Raw genomic sequence first — 16,700 nt, forward strand, 5'->3', positions numbered from 1 at the left:
GATTGTTCCGAGGCGTCGCAAAGCATCGCCCCGGGATGACCCTTCGGGTCAGTTGACCTGCTCGTCCGAGTAGACGCCCCAGAGGCGCTCCTGCTGGATCCAGCCGTCAAAGCCGTTGCCGGTGACGCGGCACCAGTTTGCAGTGCACTTCTTGACCTGCGTGACGACGCCAGCCTGAAGCTTGGCCGCAACCGCGCTGTCGAGGTCGGCGCGGTCGTAGATCGGCGCGAGGTCGTCCTTGTGTTTCATGGTGACGACCGCGGTGCGGCGGCCCGACAGCAGCGAATGATAGACCCAGCCCTCGGCGCCTTCAGAATCGCGCACCCGGCGCCAGTTCTCGAACTCGGCGGTGATTTCGACCGGCAGGCCGGCGCGGGTGTAGACCCAGGCGACGTCATTGTCCTTGGTCGGGCCGGCGCGGACGTTCACATGATCCGATTTGAGGCTGACATAGCGCGGCACCGGGAGGCCGCTTGCGGTCTGGGGGCTGCTGTCCTTCGCCGAATGCGAGGGGCTGACCGAAGCACTCAACCAGGTGCAAACGAGCGCCATCACCGAACAAAAACGCCCCAACGCCATCAACCCGTCTCCTGTCGAGGACCCCGCCGAGCCGGGTCCTCACCCCAAATTCCACACCTGCCGTGCACGCCCCTCTCCCGCCCCACGCGGGTGTTCCCGAGCCCTTAACCCGTGGTTCTTGTCTTGGCCCGGCCTTCTGCTAGAGAGGACGGACACTTGAACAACCAGTTTGCCCCGATTTTCCGGCCGGAAATGTCGGGAGAGCTTGAAGGAAGCGCCGGGGACGACACGGCAAAAGGCAGTGTCGAACAACCGGGTTAATGAGGCCTCAACGGCCGGCCTTTGGCGACAGAGGCGGCCTGCAACGCCTCATGAGGGCAGGACATGTCGGTGAAGAAAAAGCCCCTCGTCGTGGTGACGCGCAAGTTGCCGGACTCGATCGAGACCCGGATGCGCGAGCTGTTCGACGCGCGGATCAATCTCGACGACACGCCGCTGTCGAGCGAGCAACTCGCCGAAGCCGCGCGCACCGCCGACGTGCTGGTTCCCACCGTCACCGACCACATCACCGCCGACATCGTCAATCAGCCCGACTGCAAGCTCCGCCTGATCGCCAATTTCGGCAACGGCGTCGACAATATCGATGTCGAGGCCGCGCATGCCCGCGGCATCACCGTCACCAACACGCCGAAGGTTCTCACCGAAGACACCGCCGACATGACCATGGCGCTGATTCTGGCCGTGCCGCGCCGGATGATCGAAGGCGCCTCGATCCTGACGGAAGGAAAGCCCTGGCCGGGCTGGTCGCCGACCTGGATGCTCGGCCACCGCATCGGCGGCAAGCGTCTCGGCATCATCGGCATGGGCCGCATCGGCCAGGCGGTCGCGCGCCGCGCCCGCGCCTTCGGCTTGCAGATCCACTATCACAACCGCCGTCCCGTGGCGCCGAAGATCGCCGAAGAGCTCGGCGCGACCTATTGGGAAAGCCTCGACCAGATGCTGGCGCGGATGGACATCATCTCGGTGAACTGTCCGCACACGCCGGCGACCTACCACCTGCTGTCGGCGCGGCGGCTGAAGCTGATCCGCAAGGACGCCTACATCGTCAACACCGCGCGCGGCGAGGTGACCGACGAGGACACGCTGATCAAGCTGATCGAGGGCGGCGAGATCGGCGGCGCCGGCCTCGACGTCTACGAGCACGAGCCCGCGGTGAACCCGAAGCTGGTGCGGCTCGCCAAGGCCGGCAAGGTGACGCTGCTCCCGCATATGGGCTCGGCCACGATCGAGGGTCGCGTCGAGATGGGCGAGAAGGTCATCATCAACATCCGCACCTTCCTCGACGCGCACAAGCCGCCGGATCGCGTGCTGCCGAGCATGCTCTGAGTTTCCAATCGACTGCATGACAAGCCCTGCGTCCTCATCCTGAGGAGCCGCGAAGCGGCTTCTCGAAGGATGGCCACGGGCGAGTTCCGGGCCTTCATGGTTCGCCCGGCGATGCGTAGCATCGTCCGGAGAGGCGCTTCGCGCCTCCTCACCATGAGGGTCTAAGGCCTTGCCACGTTGCGCTTGCGCCAGTCCGCGACGAAATCGATGAAGGCGCGCAGCGCGGGCGGCGTCTGGCGTCGGCTCGGATAGTACAGGAACGGTCCGGGAAACGGCTCGCACCAGTCTTCCATCAGGCTGACCAGCGCGCCTGATTTCACGGCGTCGTGGACGTAGCCATCGAGCGTGGCCCAGATACCGGCGCCATCGAGCGCAGCGCGCATCGCAAGGCCCATATTGGTCGAGATCAGCTTTGCGGGCGGATCGACCTTCACGAGCTGGCCCGCCTTCTCGAACTCCAGATCGTGCATGACGCCGCTCGAGTAGCGGGCGCGGATGCAATCATGGTCGAGCAGATCCTTCGGATGCCCGGGCCTGCCGCGGCGCGCGATATAATCGGGCGACGCGACGACGACATAGCTCTGCGGGCCGCTCAGCGGGATCGCCACCATGTCCTGCGCGAGATGCTCGCCGTAGCGTACGCCGGCATCGAAGCCGGCGCCGACGATGTCGACGAAGCCGCTTTCGGAAACGATGTCGAGGTCGACCTGCGGGTACGTCTGAAGGAATGGCCCGGCCATCGGCGCCAGCACGAGGTCGACCGCCGGTGGCGGCGCGTTGATGCGCAGACGGCCTGAGGCGACCTCGCGCAGGCCGCGGACCTGATCCAGGGCGTCGCCGACATCGCGCAGGGCCGGGGCCAGCCGCGACAGCAGCAATTCGCCCGCCTCGGTCAGCGCCACGCTGCGGGTGGTGCGGTTCATCAGGCGGACGCCGAGGCGTTCCTCCAGGTCCCGTAGCCGCTGGCTAAGGCTCGACACCGACACGCGAATTTCGACCGCCGCACGCCGGAAATTGCGGGTTCGGGCAACCGCCACGAAGACATCGAGATCGCGTAGATCGGGCTCGGCCATTGTTCGCTAATGTGAACAAGCCATTCTGGATTGTCCAGCTTATCGGCGCAATGGAGCGGACGCATATCTGGCCTCGTCACGCGGCGCAATCAGTCAGCCGCCTTTTCGAGGAGAGCCATCATGGAACAGCGCAAACTCGGTACGACCGGCCCAACCGTCTCCGCCCTTGGTCTCGGCTGCATGGGGATGTCGGAGGTCTACGGCCCTGCCGATCGGGGCGAGGCCATCGCCACGGTGCATGCGGCGCTCGACGCCGGCATCACGCTGCTGGATACCGGCGACTTCTACGCCATGGGTCACAACGAGATGCTGGTGCGCGAGGCGCTCAAGGATGTTCCGCGCGAGAAAGTGCAGATCAGCGTCAAGTTCGGCGCGCTGCGCGGCCCCGCCGGCGAGTTTGCCGGAATGGACACAAGGCCGGCCGCCACCAAGAACTTCCTCGCCTATTCGCTGCAGCGGCTCGGTACCGATTATCTCGACATCTATCGCCCCGCGCGTCTCGACCCGAACGTTCCCATCGAAGAGACGATCGGCGGCCTCGCCGATCTCGTGAAGGCCGGCTACATCAGGCATATCGGCCTGTCCGAGGTCGGCTCCGACACGCTCCGCCGCGCGCATGCCGTGCATCCGATCGCCGATCTCCAGATCGAATATTCGCTGATCGAGCGCGGCATCGAACGAGACATCCTCAAGACCTGCCGCGAACTCGGCATCGGCATCACCGCTTACGGCGTGCTGGCGCGCGGCCTGATCAGCGGCCATTGGTCGAAGGACTCCGGCAAAACCGGTAAGGATTACCGGCTGATGACGCCGCGCTTCCAGGGCGCCAATCTCGACGCCAATCTCGCGCTGGTGGAGCAGCTGCGCGCGATCGCCACGGAGATCGGCGCGACGCCGGCGCAGGTCGCGATCGCCTGGGTCGCGGTGAAAGGCAAGGAAATCGTGCCGTTGGTCGGCGCCCGCACTCGCAATCGTCTCACCGAAGCACTCGGCGCAACCAAGGTGACGCTGACGCAAGCTCATCTCTCGGCACTGGCCAAGGCATTCCCGCGTGATGTCGCCGCCGGCACGCGTTACGCGGCCGAGCAGATGGCGCATCTCGATAGTGAAAAGCCCGCCACGACGTAGCGGCTGCGCTCAAGTACGATGGGCGCTGAGGTCGGTGATCACAGGCCCATCGCCGTTGAGCGGATTGGCCGGATCGCGCGCGTAGCGCAGCGTCTCGAAGCGCATCGCGCGCGCATCGATCATCAGGAGACGGCCGACGAGGCCGTCGCCGAAGCCGACGATCTCGCGGATGGCCTCCAGCGCCATCATCGAGCCCATCACGCCCGCGAGCGCACCCATGACGCCGGCCTCGGCGCAGGCCGGCACCGTGCCGGGCGGCGGCGCCTCCGGAAACAGGCAGCGATAGGTCGGGTTGAATTCGTCCTGCTCGTTCTTCTCATGCGCGCGGATGGTGGTGAGCGAGCCGTCGAAAGTGCCGAGCGCCGCCGTGATCAGCGGCCGCTTCGCGAAGAAGCAGGCATCCGAGACCAGATAGCGCGTCGAGAAATTGTCGGAGCCGTCGAGCACGAGGTCGTAGTCGCCGATCATGCCCAGCGCATTGTCGGCGTTGAGCCAGGTGGCATGGCCGACGAAGCGGACATGCGGATTGAGCGCGGAGATCCGCTCGGCCGCGCTCTCGACCTTGTGCCGGCCGATATCGGGCGTCGTATGGATGACCTGGCGCTGGAGGTTGGACAGCGAGACCACGTCGTCGTCGACCACGCCGAGCGTGCCGATGCCGGCGGCCGCCAGATACATCAAGGCGGGCGCGCCGAGCCCGCCGGCGCCGATCACCAGCACCGACGCCCGCTTCAGCGCGGCCTGGCCGGGACCACCGACATCGCGCAGCACGATATGGCGGGCATAACGTTCGAGTTCGTCCGGGCTCAGCATCGTCGTCCTTCGTTCCTCTCAACCCTCATGGTGAGGAGCGCTCAGCGCCTCTCCGGACGATGCTACGCATCGCCGGGCGAACCATGAAGGCCCCGGTATCGCCTGTGGCCATCCTTCGAGACGCGGCCCTTGGGCCGCTCCTCAGGATGAGAGCCTGAGTTCGTGGCGTCTATCGCCACCTGAACCACCCCAACATTGTTCGCGACCAACGAGATGTGCTTCAATGGCAGCACGTTCAATGGGCTGGCTGGATTTGTCATGAGATCGATGCTTGCGGCAACACTGATGTTCGCGACTGCCGCAGGCGCGAACGCCCAGATGACGACGCCACAGGTCCCCGGCGCCAAGCCGAAGGTCGTCCAGACCGTGCCGATCCGGCCTCCCGCACTGCAGACGCCGTCGGCGACGGCGGACGCGATGGCGCAGGCGGAACGGCTGTCGCTCCAGTCCGACCTCGCCTGGGTCGGCCAATATAACGGCGCCATCACCGGCGACGTCAGCGCGCGCATGGTCGAGGCGATCAAGGAGTATCAGAAGGCCAAGGGCGGCAAGCCGACCGGCGTGCTCAATCCGCAGGAACGCGCCGCGCTCGCCGAGACTGCGCGGCGAAAGCAGGAGAGCGTCGGCTGGAAGATCGTGATGGAGCCGACCAGCGGCGCCCGGCTCGGCATCCCCGGTAAATTGGTGCCACAGCAGGCGACCGATGCCAACGGCTCGAAATGGACCTCGCCGACCGGGACGGTGCAGGTGCTGCTGAGCCGCCGCAAGGAGGCGAACCCGACCACGGCAAAACTCGCCGAGTTGGAGAAGGAGCCGTCCGGGCGCAAGGTCGACTACACCGTGGTGAAGCCCGATTTCTTCGTGCTGTCGGGATTGCAGGGTCTGAAGAAATTCTACGTGCGAGGCACCTTCAAAGGCGACGAAGTCCGCACCATGACGATCCTCTACGACCAGGCGACCGAGAACACGGTCGAGCCGGTCGTGATCGCAATGTCGAGCGCCTTCAATGCATTCCCGTCAGGACCGCAAGCCGGGCCGCCGCCGCGCAAGAATGTCGAATACGGCACCGGCCTCGTCGTCAGCGACGACGGCGCGATCGTCACCGACCGCCTCGTCACCGATAGCTGTCTCGCAATCACGATCGCCGGCCATGGCAGCGCCGACCGTCTCGCCGAGGACAAGCAGCACGATCTCGCGCTCCTGCACATCTACGGCGCCCGCGGCCTGAAGCCGCTCGGCCTCACAGGCGGCACAGCGAAGACGAGCGTCGATGTCGTCGGCATCGCCGATCCCCAAAGCCAGGGCGGCGCGGCCGGCGTATCGAGCCTCAAGGGCGCGCTGGCGCCGGTCACGGCGAGCGATTCCGCGCTGTCGCCTCCACCGGCGATCGGCTTCTCCGGCAGCCCGGCCATCGACGGCGACGGCAAGTTCGCCGGCATCGCCCTGTTGAAGCCGGCGATGGTCGCGGGGCCATCAGTGCCGGCATCGCAGGCGGTGATGGTCTCTGCCGAGACGGTACGCGATTTCCTGAAGGCAAACGCCGTCACCACGAACGGCACGTCGACCGACGCGAAAGCGGCTGTCGTGCGCGTAATCTGCGTGCGGAAGTAAATCTCGGGTCCCGGCTCTGCAGCGCGCCACTTCGTGCCGCGCAGCGTCCGGGGCACGAGACCTGTACAAGCGCAGACCAGCCGCAACTTTTGTGAGTGGCTTCGCCGCAACGAAGTCATGGAGGCCGTGATAGCCTCCCCTCCAGCCGCAATCATAAGGCGTTCGGACGGGAGGATTTCATGAAAACCTATCAGCTCTACATCAACGGCGAGTATGTCGATCCCGCCAATGGCCAGTGGTTCGACTCGATCGATCCCTATCAGGGCAAGCCCTGGGCGAAGATTCCGCGCGGATCGGCGGCCGATGTCGACAAGGCCGTGAAGGCCGCCAACGAAGCGATGTGGCGCGGCCCGTGGGCGAAGATGACGGCCTCGGCCCGCGGCAAGGTGATGCGCAAGCTCGGCGACCTCGTCGCGGCGAATGCGGAGCGCCTCGCCGAGATCGAGGTGCGCGACAACGGCAAGCTGATGGCGGAGATGCTAGGCCAGTTGCGCTACCATCCGGAATGGTGGTGGTATTTTGGCGGGCTCGTCGACAAGCTGGAAGGTGGGCTCGTCCCGATCGACAAGGCCGACACCTTTGCCTACACGACGCATGAGCCGGTCGGCGTCGTCGCCGCGCTGACCGCCTGGAATTCGCCGCTGCTGTTTGTCGCCTGGAAGTGCGCCGCCGCACTCGCCGCCGGCTGTGCCGTGGTCGTCAAGCCGTCGGAATTCACCTCGGCCAGCACGCTGGAATTCGCTGCACTGACGAAGGAAGCCGGAATTCCCGACGGCATCTTCAACGTCGTCACCGGCTTCGGTCCCGAGATCGGCAGCGAGCTGATCTCGCATCCCGGCGTCGCCAAGATCACCTTCACCGGCTCGGACACGACAGGCGCGCGGGTCTATGAGACCGCGGCGCGCAGCCTGAAGCGCGTGTCGCTGGAGCTCGGCGGCAAATCACCCAACATCGTGTTCGAGGATGCCGATCTCGCCGCGGCCGCCGCCGGCGCCGTCGCTGGCATCTTCGCAGCGACGGGCCAGACCTGCATCGCCGGATCGCGGCTGCTGGTGCAGCGTTCGATCAAGGACAAGTTCGTGGACCGACTGCTCGAGCTCGCGCGCTCGGCCAAGATCGGCAATCCGATGCAGGCCGACACCAACATTGGTCCCGTCACGACGCCCGCTCAATACAAGAAGATCCTCGACTATATCGACATCGCCAAGGCCGAAGGTGCGCGCTGCCTGCTTGGCGGCAAGCCGGCCTCCGGCGAGGGCATTACCGGCGGCCAGTTCGTCGAGCCGACCATATTCACCGACGTCGACAACACGATGCGGATCGCGCGCGAGGAGGTGTTCGGGCCGGTGCTGTCGATCATTGCCTTCGACAATGAAGAGGACGCCATCCGCATCGCCAACGACACGATCTATGGTCTTGCGGCCGGCATCTGGACCCGCGACCTCGCGCGTGCCATTCGCGTGCCGAAGCAGCTGCGCGCCGGCACGGTCTGGGTGAACACCTATCGCGCGATCAGCTATATGATGCCGTTCGGCGGCATGAAGCATTCCGGCGTCGGCCGAGAGAGCGGCATCGATGCGGTACGCGAATATCAGGAAACCAAGAGCGTGTGGATCTCGACGGCGACCGACGTGCCGGCGAATCCGTTCGTGATGCGGTGAGGGAGTAGCGGGCAGCTCGCCCGCAGCCATCCTTCGAGACGGCCGCCTTTGGCGGCCTCCTCAGGATGAGGTTTCGGGTTGTGGCGAGGTGCTAACCCTCATGGTGAGGAGCCCGCGAAGCGGGCATCTCGAACCATGGAGGCCGAGCTGGCTGCTGCTAACTCAGCCTGAACCTGATCCCGGCCTTCGCGAGGCCACCCGATATCCCGACCGGCGTGCCGTCCGCGCGCCAGCAGGCGGCGCCGGTCATGGTGCCGTCGTCGTGGAAGGCGATGCCGTTCATGCCGCCGGCGACTGTCGCGACGGGCTGCACCTTGTGGCCGAACCCCGCGAGTCTTGCTCGCACGCTCTCCGGGACTTTCTGCTCGACTTCGAGCGCATTGCCTTCGGTCCAGACGCGCGGTGCCTCGACCGCCTCCTGCAAGCTCATGCCGTGGTCGATCAGATTGACCAGCGCCTGCATCGCGCTTGGGAAGATGCGCTTGCCCCCGGGCAGGCCGAGCGCGTAGCGCAGCTTGCCGCCGCTCAGCGCCATCATCGGTGACATCGAGGTCGTGACGCGCTTGCCCGGCGCCAGCGACAGCGCGTGGCCGGGACGCGGATCGAACAGGTTCATGTAGTTGTTCGCAATAGTGCCCAGGCCCGGAATCATGATCTTCGCGCCGAACAGATTGTTGATGGTCTGCGTGGTCGCGACCACGTTGCCGAACGCATCCGCGGCCGTCATGTGCGTGGTGTCCGCGGCTTCGAGCTGCGACACGCCGACGCCCCAGGCCCGCGCCCGCGCGGGATCGATGGCGCGACGTCGCTCCTCGGCATAGGCCTTCGACGTCAGCCGCTCCACGGGGACGCCGACATAATCAGGATCGCCGCTGGCCGCCGCGCGATCGGCAAAGGCGATCTTCAGGACTTCGGCAAGATGGTGGATGGTCTCTGGCGTGCCGAAGCCGAGGCCGCCGATGTCGTAGCCCTCCAGAATGTTCAGCATCTGGGCGATGTGCACGCCGGAGGCCGCGGGCGGCGGCGGGCCAAAGATGGTCCAGCCGCGGTAGTCGGCGCGGATCGGCTGTCGTTCGACGGTCCTGTAGCTGGTGAGATCGTTGCGGCGGATGAAGCCGCCGGCCTTCTCCATGTAGTCGACGAGGATGTCGCCAAGCGGTCCCGCATAGAGCGCCTTCTCGCCGTGCTCGGCGATATACCGCAAGGTCTCGGCATATTCGGCCTGCACCACGCGCTCGCCGACCTTGAGCGGCTCGCCATCAGGCAGGTAGATCGCCGCGATCGGCTTGTCCTTGCGCATCTCGGCGGCGCTCTCGCTGATGCATTCGTGCAGGTACGGCGTCGCCGCATAGCCGCGCGCGGCGTGCTTGATCGCGGGCTGCATGACGTCGGCGAGGCTCATGGTGCCGAACCTTTGCAGCGTCTCGCACCAGGCTTTCAGCGAGCCCGGCGTAGCGACCGCCTTCGGACCGTTGAGGTTTTCGTTGCCGACGGTGTCGAACACGTCATGGGCCGAGCCCGGCTTCGACGTGTAGGTGGTGTCACGCACCGCCGCAGGCACGGTGCTCTGGCCGTCGATGAAGCGGTGGCTGCCGTCGGCCAGACGTATGTGCGCCATGCCGCCGCCGATGATGCCGACCATCATCGGCTCGACCACGGTCAGCGTGAACAGGGTCGCGATCGCGGCGTCGATGGCGTTGCCGCCCGCGGCCAGCATCTCGGCGCCGGCGCTGGAGGCCAGTGGATGGTTGCTGACCACCATGCCGCGGCTCGCGACCGCAGGCATCTTCTGGCATTCAAAGGTCGTCGCCGTCCGGTCGCGCCAGTTTCCGCCCATGCCCCATGCCCCTTTTATTCGCGGCGGCGAGCACATCACACGCGCGACGACGGGTCCAGTATTGGTACGGATTAGCTGGCATTCCCGATTCTGCCATCATCTTATCCGTTGATTCGGACATCCGCGGTCTTTGGACTGGGCAGGGCACGTCCTGAGCGAGAAGAGCTCAGCATCGAGAAGCGATGCACGTTCGCGTGGCGTTACTCAAAGACCCCAGGAATTCCAAAGGAAATCATCTTCCATGCATACGATCGTACTGGCCACCCAAAAGGGCGGCAGCGGCAAGAGCACGCTTGCCATCGGCCTCGCACTCGCAGCCAGGCAGGCCGGCTTCACCGTCCGCCTGATCGAAACCGACCCGCAGGGCACCCTGTCCAACTGGCACCGCCGGCGCAACAATGACGACATCGTCGTCGAGCCGATCTATCACGCCGCCGATATCGAGCCTCGCCTGAAGATGCTGGCCGACAGCGGCCTTCAGCTCGCGATCGTCGACACCGCGGCCGGCCTCAGCGCCGCGACCACCGCCGCGATCCGTCATTCCGACCTGTGCCTGATCCCGGCCCGCCCGAGCGTGGCCGATATCGAGGCGACCGTCTCCACCCTCAGCGTCGCCCGTGCCTGGAAGCGGCCCTACGGCTTCGTGCTGAACCAGACGCCGATCCGCGGCCAGCGCATCGACAATGCCGCGAGCGCCCTCGCCGAGGAAGCCGCACTCGATCTTTCCGAGGTGCTGGCACGCCCGCTGATCGTGATGCGCAACGACCACCAGGACTCGCTCGCCGGCGGCCTCGCCGTCAGCGAGTTCGCGCCGAACGGCAAGTCGGCGGACGAGATCCGCGGCCTCTGGCGCTGGATCGAGACCCGGCTCGAGCTCGAAGCCACGACCAATGTCCTGATCGACCAGGTCATCTCGACCGCGAACGGGATGTTGCATGTCGCCGCCGAGCTTTCGGCGGACGAGAGCACCACACTGGCGTCCTGAGCGGGGCGATCGCCTATCCGTACGTCCGAAACCCTTACGAACACAGGCGCCGCCCAGAAGCTAAAGATCCAGTTCCCAACGGTGGCGGTCACACCTAAGCCAAAGCCCATTCTCGAATGTTTGCGAGGATCGCAAGTGCCCGTCACGGCAGCAGTAATCGTTCAAGACTTGGAAAAGCGAGGCATCTTCCGAACGTTGGGATCTGTGCACCATGAGCTCAAAAGCCAACCCGATACCTACGTCCAGATTTTTTCAAAGGGGTTCATGCTTCGTTCCGAGTGGGAGTCTCTGCCAGAGAGATACTTTCGAACTTCCGAGGAAGTCCTCGAACTGATCCAGGTGGCCATGAATCGGGCAGGCGAGCCTATGCGGCCGATTGAACTCATCGCTTTCTTCGCGCAGCAAGGGCTTCGGATCTACGGTAATGGGTTGACTTACCTTTGCACGTTGCTCAGCCGACATCGCGAGACCTTCCAGGCCTATGGACGGAATAGAGCCAGGTGGTCATTGAAACAGGATGACGCGCAGGACAATCAAGCCGCCTAGAAGCTCCATTGCCTGCCTCAGGGAAAGGCGCCGGGGCGAGGACGGTGAATGCAAGGATAGGCAGCAGAATCAGTCGAGGTAATTAGACGCCGTCCCGCCGGGCGTCGGGCGCGCCGGATTGCGGGAGGCGAGATCGGTTACCGACTGGTATGCTGGCAGCTATTTTTCTTACCTTCCGCACGACCCGATCCGCTCGGCGAGGGCCAGCAGGGGCCCATAGGCGCGGATATTCCGCCGAATCTCGGCAGAGGGAGGTGCCTTGAATTTGATGCCAACTGTCATATATGATGTGACACCTGTCGCAGAGACCTTTCATGCCGAGCCGCGGGACCGACCGACCTGAGCCGATTGAGAAGACACGGATGGCTGCGATCGCCAGCCTGCTTGGGGCGCCGTCGACGTTTCGAAAGGTACCAGAGAGCCCACTGGAAGCACATCAGATGCTCCTGAACGGGCTGCCGTCCAGAGCGCTGTTCCACCTGATTGAGAACCTGGCGTCTCTTCGCTGGGACGACTCGTTCGCCAAGGCCATTGGAATGAGCCATCGCACCTACCAACGCCACGCCTCCGCGGGAGCCAAGCCACTCAGCCCCGAGCAAAGCGGGCGAACATGGAAACTTGCGGAAGTCCTGGCGAAAGCGACCTCGATTTTCGGCTCCAAGCAGGAAGCTGAGCAATGGTTGGAACGGCCGGCTATCGGCTTGAACCAGCATAGACCAATCGATCTGTTGGCCACGCCGGCTGGCGTTGAATTGGTGGAAGATTTCCTCGTTCGACTTGAGCACGGTGTCTACGCGTGACGCCATTGCCTGCGGCGCTGGGTGGCGCCGAGCTTGTCGCCTGGCGGTTAGACCTGGCGACATACGCGGCCACATGGGACAGCGGTGAGGGAGCTTTTCTGGTCGGGGGCCGCTGGAACAGCAGAGGACACCGGGCCGTGTATTGCTCGATCGATCCCTCTGCTGCAATTCTGGAGGTTGCAGTCCACAAGGGATTCAGAGCGCTTGATACGATCCCCCACGTACTCACCGCCATGACAGTAGACCCAGCAAGCGTGTTCGTGGTGGACCCGACAATGATTCCAAATCCGAATTGGCTTCGGCCCGGCATCCCCAGCGCCGGACAGCAAGCATTCGGCGATGATCTTCTCAACAGACATAAGGTCGTGCTGATTCCGAGTGTCGTGTCGACCGCGAGCTGGAATCTGATGTTTATCGCGTCAAATGCAGCTGGCTGCTATAAGGTGAAGTCGCAGGAGCCGTTTGCCCTGGATCCTCGCCTGCACCCTCCGGCGGGTCCCTAGTCGCGACATGCACGGTTCTGTACGAACTGTCGAATGGACCGTCGAGAACCCTCCACGCGAAGAATCTGGCCCCAGAGGCGGTCTGGCTTAACCGCAGGACGAACGATCACGAACCCGCGCGGGCGTGATATTGTCCCCTGCGGACTGTACGCCTCCTAATCTCTTTCCCTGTATTACTCACACTTGTCCTGACCGGGAGCGATGGCCATCGACTAAGTCGTTGTGGATCGGAAAAATGGCCAAACATGAATCTCCTAGACGGTGCATCCCGTTGCGCTTAATCGCACCAAACTATTTTCCCGCGGCGAATCCAAAAATGAGAACGGCAGCCCGTTCTCAACCATACGGATGGATATAGGCTGACCCGGCCCTTATCGTCGAGCATGACATCCCACCGCGGCTTTACTCCTTGCAGCAACATCATTTCGAGGCGCTCCCCACATCCACACGGGCAACGCAGTCCGACTGACCAGTCTTCCTGACCGTCCCGCGCCAACACCAGATCGCGAAACGGGAGCTTGGCCGGAAGAGAATCGCCTTCGACGATTCGTAGCTTCCGCAGCGGTCCAACAAAGTCCAGGAGCCGCCGCCACCATACGATCTGCGGCCTCATGCGGCCCTCCGTTGCTTGCCGAGGGCCGGCAAACCGAGGAGTGGCTCTTGCGGACCCGCGGCAATCGGATAGCGGCCGGAAGCCACGAAATCGCACTCCGTGAATACGTCGGCATCGCCATCGGCCAACATGAAGAGTGTCCGTGCACGGCTGCCGTTGGGGGGGTGCCGGAACGGAAATGCCCGCGCGATGAATTCCATGAAGGCGTCGGAGGCGGCGCGCATGTTGAGGGTAATGACAGCGGGGGCCTGTTCGTCGATACCGCGAAGGTATCCATCATTGAGTTTTTGCCGGAACGCCTCCGGCGCCGTGCGGGCGAGGTACTCGGCCTCCAGGAGGGCGCCATCGTAGACCCCGCGGTCGAGCAACGTTGAACCGCCCGGAAAAACATAGTCGATGCGCCCACACACCTCCGCGATCTCGCGCTCGTCACCCAACCCCCTTCGCGTCGGAATCGAGACGCCGAGATCGAAGAGCGGCATGGCGAAGTAGGCAGCGAGGCGGTCCGCGATGTGCCGCCCTTCGGCCGTGTCAACGCACGAGAATAGAATATCGGCTTCGCTTGCCGCCAGAACCGCATCATGAGTTGCGATGGAGCTGGGTACACATTGCACGTCGCAGCCCGCGCGGTAGTGCCTCACGGCGGACGCGAACATCTCAACCTTGAGCCGGCCGATTCTCGCATCATCAATTGTCGCATTGAGAATACGATTGAGGTTACGGGGCTCGATCTTGTCGAAGTCGACGAGGATGATTTCGCCGAAGCCAATGCGGGCAAGCTGCTCGGCGATCACAGAGCCGGTCCCGGAGACGCCGATCACGCAAGCGCTGAGGCGGCCCAGCCATTCTGTCATGCCGCTCGTAAAGGCAACCGGCCTCTTCGGCGACGTTCCCAGGTGGGCATCCTGGTGCCACCAGAAACGCAGGTCATCGCCGAACGCGCTGACGAGATCGATCGTTTTTGCAACGCCATCGGCGCCGTAGAGGCGGCCGAGCATCGCACCGTCCGGGAGCATGATGGCCGAGCCAGCCACCTCGTCCGTTCCATGAAAGAGAGCGGGCAGCAGCAGCCTGTCGCTCGCATCATCAAGATCGGAGAAGGCGAACAGGCCGCCGGGGTGCGAGTGCACCGCGATGATGCTCAACCCCGCAGCCTCCGCACGCTCAATAGCCACCTCAACACAACTGCCTGGCCAGCTCAAAAAGTTCTCGGTGCGTTGCGCGCAGGCCTCGTAGGGCACTTCGATGAGGTTGCAGGCCAGAAGTTTGCGGCGACGTCCGGTCGCGCGCGTGCAAAGCAACAGGGCTGCGGCTTCGAATCCGTCTCCTGGAAAGAGGTGACGGTGCAGCCTCTGGAAGATCGGCTGTGGGAGCACCAAGGTTTCTTTCCGCGCGATCACCGCTCGACCTCCCGGCGCAGCGATTCTTCCACGAGTGCGAGGTGCGTGCTGACATTGTCACGCGCGCTATCCCACTGGCGATGCCTTGACCAGCGTTGAAAGCCAATCCCGTTGAGGGACTCGATGCATTGCACCTGTGGGATGGACTGACCGTTGCGCAACGCCAGGTGCGGATGACAATAGAACATGTCGAGCTGAGCGCCGGGATAGCTCACCGGCACCTCGATAGCCAGGTCCGTAACGGCGACGGTGTAGCCCGGCGGCAGTGGATACGCGCGGAGCAACAGCCAACGGCGCGCGCCATCGATGATGGTTTCCCAGCGCAGACCCAAGCGATCCAGGTGGACCTCGTCCTGCGGCAGCAACGCGAAATCGCGCCGGCAAGGCGCCGCGGCTTCGCCGTTGTTGATCTGGCGCGGGGTCAGTCGCAGCTTCTCGACGCCCGGATGCGAGAGGTCGATGGTCGCGTTGAGATCAACCTCCTTCCGCGGCTCGCCGGCGACCTTGAGGACGATGATCCAGTCGGCATCGGGGTCGAAGCCCGCCAATTTGATCGCATCCCGCACCACGATCTGAGGCGAACGCGAATCGATGACAACTCCTTGGACATTGAGCTTCCAGGTGCGCGCGGGATCGACCCCATCTCCATCGGCGCCCCCCTGATTAACGTCTTGGTTTTCCATAGCTTTCTCCATCAGGTCAAATCACCCGACTCAGCGTCAAGTGACCGTCGGATGGAACTTTGCTATCGTCCTACGACAGAAACGGTCGTAGGATTCCATGCGGCACGAGAAGGCAGCAGCCCTTCTGGATCTTGCGCGGACGCTGGCCTCCAGCGCCGAAGGGCTGACGTTGGACGAAATGGCCCGAGAACTCGGTGAAAGCCGCCGCACGATCGAGCGCATGCGTGATGCGCTGGCCTCTATCTTTCCGCAGCTCGAAGAGCACCAAGATGGCGCCACGAAGCGCTTCCGGATACCCGGCGGGCTCGATGGCTTCATCAATGCGCCCACGAAAGAAGAGCTGCTGGAGCTGAACAAGGCGATCGAGGGCCTGCGCCGTCGCGATGCGAACGCCAGCGCCGACGCTCTACAGAGTCTCGAGAAGAAAATACGCTCAGCGATAAAGCGGCCAGCACTCAACAAGCTGGCCCCAGATCTCGAGGTACTGCTGCGGGCCGAGATGATCGCGGTGCCAGCAGGACCTCGGGCTGTTGAAGATCCCGACGTGCTTCTCGCGATTCGCGATGCCCTCTTGCAGATGAAGGTCCTGCAATTTGTCTATCACGGCGGCTCAAGGCCTGGCGCCGCGCGCGAGGTCGTGCCGTTCGGTATCCTATTCGGACGCTGCAATTACCTGATCGCCGCCGATCTCGGCGCCACCAAGCCCAAGCATTGGCGGCTCGACAAGATCGAGTGCATCACGGTACTCGAGAAGACCGCGTCCCGACCCGCCGGCTTCAACCTCGTTCAGTTTGCCACCGGGTCATTCGGCTTCTTCCAAGGCGAACAGGAAGATGTGGTGCTTCACGTCCTTCCCCATGGCATGGACGAATTCAAGAATTGGCAATTTCATCCTAACCAAAAGGTCGAATTCCTTCCCGACGGCGGCGCGCTTGTGCGATTTCGAGCGAGCGGAATGCTTGAGCTCACCTGGCATCTCTTTTGTTGGGGCAACCAGATCGAAATCATTTCCCCCGTCTCCTTACGACAGCTCATGACCACGGAATTGCGTGTGGCCCTCTCCCGACACGAGGAGCCGCCGCGGCTTTCGTCCACCGTCCCGGGCCCCGTCGAATAATTTTCTTGGCTACGACCGCTTTTGT

At 64.0% G+C, this 16,700-nt stretch carries 15 protein-coding genes; 8 read left to right on the top strand and 7 right to left on the bottom strand.

What is annotated here, in order from left to right; all coding sequences use genetic code 11:
* Positions 1-48: 48 nt before the first annotated feature.
* Entirely contained in the window at positions 49-579 is a 531-nt protein-coding gene (locus NLM25_RS00315) for an SH3 domain-containing protein (RefSeq protein ID WP_254114674.1), read from the bottom strand.
* Between the two features lie 324 nt (positions 580-903).
* Here NLM25_RS00315 and NLM25_RS00320 point away from each other — a divergent pair, with 324 nt between their 5' ends.
* Positions 904-1,905 carry a D-glycerate dehydrogenase gene (locus NLM25_RS00320; RefSeq protein ID WP_254114675.1) on the top strand — a complete coding sequence of 334 codons (1,002 nt, stop codon included), beginning with the start codon at positions 904-906 and terminating at the stop codon, positions 1,903-1,905.
* A gap of 161 nt (positions 1,906-2,066) precedes the next feature.
* Here NLM25_RS00320 and NLM25_RS00325 read toward each other — a convergent pair whose 3' ends face one another.
* Positions 2,067-2,978, bottom strand: a complete 912-nt coding sequence (locus NLM25_RS00325; RefSeq protein WP_254135621.1) for a LysR family transcriptional regulator — start codon at positions 2,976-2,978, stop codon at positions 2,067-2,069.
* Positions 2,979-3,098: 120 nt separating this feature from the next.
* Between NLM25_RS00325 and NLM25_RS00330 the strand changes: the two genes are divergently transcribed.
* Entirely contained in the window at positions 3,099-4,106 is a 1,008-nt protein-coding gene (locus NLM25_RS00330; RefSeq protein ID WP_254135622.1) for an aldo/keto reductase, read from the top strand.
* 9 nt (positions 4,107-4,115) lie between these two features.
* On the opposite strand, the gene NLM25_RS00335 is transcribed toward NLM25_RS00330, so the two are convergent.
* The gene (locus NLM25_RS00335) at positions 4,116-4,919 is read right to left on the bottom strand and encodes a molybdopterin-synthase adenylyltransferase MoeB (RefSeq protein ID WP_254114678.1); all 804 of its coding nucleotides are present in this window, start codon (positions 4,917-4,919) and stop codon (positions 4,116-4,118) included.
* Between the two features lie 258 nt (positions 4,920-5,177).
* Between NLM25_RS00335 and NLM25_RS00340 the strand changes: the two genes are divergently transcribed.
* Positions 5,178-6,530: a serine protease gene (locus NLM25_RS00340; RefSeq protein WP_254135623.1), complete on the top strand. Its 1,353-nt coding sequence runs from the start codon at positions 5,178-5,180 to the stop codon at positions 6,528-6,530.
* Positions 6,531-6,709: 179 nt separating this feature from the next.
* Positions 6,710-8,191 carry an aldehyde dehydrogenase gene (locus NLM25_RS00345; RefSeq protein WP_254135624.1) on the top strand — a complete coding sequence of 494 codons (1,482 nt, stop codon included), beginning with the start codon at positions 6,710-6,712 and terminating at the stop codon, positions 8,189-8,191.
* A 157-nt stretch (positions 8,192-8,348) separates the two neighbouring features.
* Here NLM25_RS00345 and ggt read toward each other — a convergent pair whose 3' ends face one another.
* Positions 8,349-10,028 carry a gamma-glutamyltransferase gene (gene ggt, locus NLM25_RS00350; protein WP_254135625.1) on the bottom strand — a complete coding sequence of 560 codons (1,680 nt, stop codon included), beginning with the start codon at positions 10,026-10,028 and terminating at the stop codon, positions 8,349-8,351.
* A gap of 241 nt (positions 10,029-10,269) precedes the next feature.
* Here ggt and NLM25_RS00355 point away from each other — a divergent pair, with 241 nt between their 5' ends.
* The 3 genes from NLM25_RS00355 to NLM25_RS00365 all read left to right on the top strand — a co-directional run bounded on the left by NLM25_RS00355 (position 10,270) and on the right by NLM25_RS00365 (position 12,862).
* The gene (locus tag NLM25_RS00355; protein WP_254135626.1) at positions 10,270-11,013 is read left to right on the top strand and encodes a ParA family protein; all 744 of its coding nucleotides are present in this window, start codon (positions 10,270-10,272) and stop codon (positions 11,011-11,013) included.
* 908 nt (positions 11,014-11,921) lie between these two features.
* The gene (locus NLM25_RS00360) at positions 11,922-12,359 is read left to right on the top strand and encodes an antitoxin Xre/MbcA/ParS toxin-binding domain-containing protein (protein ID WP_254135627.1); all 438 of its coding nucleotides are present in this window, start codon (positions 11,922-11,924) and stop codon (positions 12,357-12,359) included.
* On the top strand, positions 12,356-12,862 hold the full coding sequence (locus NLM25_RS00365; protein ID WP_254135628.1) for an RES family NAD+ phosphorylase: 507 nt from the start codon (positions 12,356-12,358) through the stop codon (positions 12,860-12,862). Before NLM25_RS00360 ends, NLM25_RS00365 begins: the two co-directional genes overlap by 4 nt.
* A gap of 277 nt (positions 12,863-13,139) precedes the next feature.
* Here the strand turns inward: NLM25_RS00365 and NLM25_RS00370 are convergent, their stop codons facing one another.
* Genes NLM25_RS00370 through NLM25_RS00380 form a run of 3 tightly spaced genes read right to left on the bottom strand, consistent with a single transcriptional unit; the run spans position 13,140 to position 15,558 of the window.
* Entirely contained in the window at positions 13,140-13,475 is a 336-nt protein-coding gene (locus NLM25_RS00370; RefSeq protein WP_254135629.1) for a DUF6527 family protein, read from the bottom strand.
* Positions 13,472-14,875: a ThiF family adenylyltransferase gene (locus tag NLM25_RS00375; protein ID WP_254135630.1), complete on the bottom strand. Its 1,404-nt coding sequence runs from the start codon at positions 14,873-14,875 to the stop codon at positions 13,472-13,474. Before NLM25_RS00375 ends, NLM25_RS00370 begins: the two co-directional genes overlap by 4 nt.
* Positions 14,872-15,558, bottom strand: coding sequence for an E2/UBC family protein (locus NLM25_RS00380; protein WP_254135631.1), 687 nt, complete (start codon positions 15,556-15,558; stop codon positions 14,872-14,874). Before NLM25_RS00380 ends, NLM25_RS00375 begins: the two co-directional genes overlap by 4 nt.
* 97 nt (positions 15,559-15,655) lie before the next feature.
* On the opposite strand from NLM25_RS00380, the gene NLM25_RS00385 reads away from it, so the two are divergent.
* Positions 15,656-16,675: a YafY family protein gene (locus NLM25_RS00385; RefSeq protein ID WP_254135632.1), complete on the top strand. Its 1,020-nt coding sequence runs from the start codon at positions 15,656-15,658 to the stop codon at positions 16,673-16,675.
* The last annotated feature ends 25 nt before the right edge of the window (positions 16,676-16,700 follow it).

Origin of the sequence: Bradyrhizobium sp. CCGB01, assembly GCF_024199795.1 — a bacterium.
Lineage (GTDB): Bacteria > Pseudomonadota > Alphaproteobacteria > Rhizobiales > Xanthobacteraceae > Bradyrhizobium.